2 protein-coding genes are annotated in these 3,337 nt (G+C 37.7%); one reads left to right on the top strand and one right to left on the bottom strand.

Annotated elements, in window-relative coordinates; all coding sequences use genetic code 11:
* Nucleotides 1-722, bottom strand: a 722-nt coding sequence (locus KKC91_06585; GenBank protein ID MBU0478216.1) for a LacI family transcriptional regulator, incomplete at its 3' end; no start/stop codon positions are given.
* Nucleotides 723-865: 143 nt separating this feature from the next.
* Here KKC91_06585 and KKC91_06580 point away from each other — a divergent pair.
* Complete coding sequence (locus KKC91_06580; protein MBU0478215.1) at nucleotides 866-3,085, top strand: hypothetical protein; 2,220 nt, start codon at nucleotides 866-868, stop codon at nucleotides 3,083-3,085.
* Nucleotides 3,086-3,337 lie beyond the last annotated feature (252 nt).

Genomic DNA, 3,337 nt, shown 5'->3' with positions numbered 1-3,337 from the left:
TATGCAGCTTGTGTGGTAAAATCAGTCTCTAAAATAAGACTCTCATCAACTGCAATGCTGGATTGTCTGAGTATTTCTCTGTATCCTTGCTCAATTTCACGAGAAAAGTAATGATTCGAAAAACCCTTGATAAGTACAATCCGCTTATGTCCTGTGGACAGTAAATGACGGATTGCAAGCCGCGCTGCCTCAACATTGTCGAAACCTACTGATTCATAAGGATAATCCAGACCAGGATCTCCGGTATTATCCACCAGGATTGCCCGTGGAACAATCTCAAGTATTGCTCTTAACTGTTCCAACGGGAAATATCCCACTATTAAGGTGCCAGTAGTAAGAGACTGCCTAAGTCTTTCTCTCAGGGATAAAAATTGAGTGTATTCGCCATTATATGTGCGGATAAGGCAATCATGACCATGTTTGACAAGCTCTTCTTCAATTGAGGTTAGAAGCTTGGAATAGAATAGAGACTGTATTCTGCCAAATGTACCAAAGACTATATCTACTGCAGGCCGAACCGATTGTTTAATATTGCGCGGGCGGCCTGATTTGACATTGCGGTGATAACCAATTTTCTCTGCTGCCTGAAGGATTCGCTCGCGTGTGGATTTTTTGACAGCTGAATTTTCGCGCAGAGCACGGCTAACAGTCATAACGCTAACTCCACATTCTTCTGCAATAGAGGCAATAGATTTTGAGTTATTCTTCTGCGTTTTCTTCATCACGTTGCTATTTTACCACAATAAATGTTAAAGTCAAGAACTTTTTTTAATAACCATGGAAATAAACAGGAACATCATGACCCCGTTTTTAAAAATTATGTTGGTAACAAAGGAACTTATGATATAATTTCAGGACAATGGACTTGTGGCGCCTGCAAAATATAAGAATAGAGTTTGAGAATTCAATAGATCCTTTTTTGCTGATCGGGATACTCGCTATAGCTATTACTGCTGTAATCCTGACCTATATCAGGCTTTACTCTGTTCTTTCCAGGAAGCAAGCAGGCTGGATAGTTTTTTTCAGGATTCTTTTAATAATTATAATTCTAGGCGCAGTATTAAGACCGACAATCAGTTTCTTGAAATCGAAGCTTCAAAAATCCTGCTGTCTGCTTTTGTTTGATACTTCAAAAAGCATGGGTGAGCATGGCCCTTTTTCTCCAAATAGTAAATTGGAAATAATTAAGGATACAATCCATAGAGATGAAAATAATTTTATCAGAACACTATCTAAACAGTTTATAGTTAGAACATTTGAATTTTCAAAGGGTTCTGCTGAAATGTCTGAAAAAGACATGCCTGCAAAGCTCAGCGCACACGGCAATTCTACAGATATCGCTGCTTCAATAGAAAATGCTGTTAAAACAATGGGAGAAAGCCCTATATCCGGAGTTATATTATTTACTGATGGAAATAATAATGCAGGCAAAAATACAGTCAAAAGAATTAAAAGCCTCGCAGTTCCAATATACAGTGTTGGACTGGGCAATATAGAGGCAAATAGATTATTTAAGGATGTGTCAATTACCCATATCAGTTCTCCATTAACCGGATATTTGGGGGAAAAGATAAATATAGATATTAAGGTTAAAAATCAAGGATATGAAGAAAAACTAGTTCCTGTTAATTTAGAACTGGATGGAGAGGTGATATCCAGCAGCAGTGTGCTGCTAAAGGAATCTGAGAATGTACAAAATCTGGAGATCGGTCTTATTCCAAAACAAGTGGGTGTATGTAGATATGTCGCAGAGGTCCCTCCTTTGGAAGGAGAGCTTATAACGCAGAACAATAAAAGGACTTTTACTGTACTCATAACCAGGCAGAAAACAAAGGCACTCTATATTGAAGGAGGTCTAAGATGGGAATATAAATTCCTTAAAAGGACCCTTGAGTCAGACCCGCATATAGATCTTACTGCTTTTATATTAACTTCATCAGGACAGTTTTATCAACAAGGGATTTCCACACATCGAGAACTCAATGATATTCTACATCATGAGGAAAACCTTAAAGAATATGACATTATCATTCTGGGAAATATTAAAAACATGTTTGATGAAAAATCTGCTTCTAATATTGTCAATTTCACCAGAAATGGCGGTGGTTTTCTCATTTTAGGCGGTAAAAATTCCTTTGAAAGCGGAGGATATCAAAGGGGCGAGCTATTAAAGATATTTCCTGTCGCTTTAGAAGGTAGTGGCGAATGGGAAGGGAAAACTTTTGTACCAGTGCTTACACCTGAAGCATCCAGACATCCAATCCTAAAGAATACAAAAACATTACCCGCTTTATCCGGGTTTAATCTTCTCTCAAGACCTAAGCCTGGGGCTATAGTGCTGCTTTACGCTTCAGACTCTAAATCCTCGGGAAAAAAATGGCCAGTATTGATAGTGCAAAATTACGGAGAAGGGAAAGTAGCGGCTATAGCAACTGATTCCACATGGAAATGGGCATTTGCCGAAAATATTAGTATGTATCAGACATTCTGGGGACAGATGGTGAGATGGCTATGCTCCGCAGACAAAAAGCCAAAAGAAGGCACAAATCATCTTCTTATATATACAAACAAGGATTATTACGAGCCTGGTGAGATAATTCATATTATGGCATCTGCATATGATAAGGAATATCGCAGATATGATAAAGCAAACATAAATTGTCAAATAAGTACACCATCAAATAAAAAGACCTTTCTGAACTTGACTAATGTGGAAGGCAAGACAGGAGAATATGGAGCAGATTATGAAGCAGATGACATTGGATATTATCAATTAAAAGCTACTGCTAAAATCGAAGACATTTCAGAAGATGAACTGATTGGATTTGCTGTCGGCAATCCTTACATGGAAGAGGAAGACATTGGCTTGAACGACATCCTGCTCAAGGATATAGCTTTATCTACAGGGGGAGTATATCATACACCAAAGAATATAGATGGTATTTTTGATGAAATAAAAGCCAGGCACAGGCAAACAATCACATCCTATAAAATAAAATTGCATAACTCTCCCCTACTGTTTTTTCTTTTTATCATACTTCTCAGTGCAGAATGGCTTATAAGAAAAAGGCTGCAGCTTATATAGAACTTTCTTTATAGCATTTCTCTAATTTTTCATACCACTGGTTGCCAAACATCCTAATAAGAGCTTTCTTACACGTCTGAAAAACAGGAGTTGAGCCTCCTAGAGCTGATTTAAGGGTACTAGACAGATTTGGCTAAAATTGGGGCTTAAGCGTAAGCCTATAAGTAAGAGTGTGTTACAGAGCAAATTTCGTTAAATACAGAAAAATCATTCCCTAAAATGGTTGAATTCAAAACGAAAATATCAAGGATT

The organism is bacterium (genome assembly GCA_018812485.1).
GTDB lineage: Bacteria > JAHJDO01 > JAHJDO01 > JAHJDO01 > JAHJDO01 > JAHJDO01.
The sequence above is the reverse complement of the archived record's forward strand: the minus strand, read 5'-3'. Positions and strand labels throughout refer to the sequence as shown.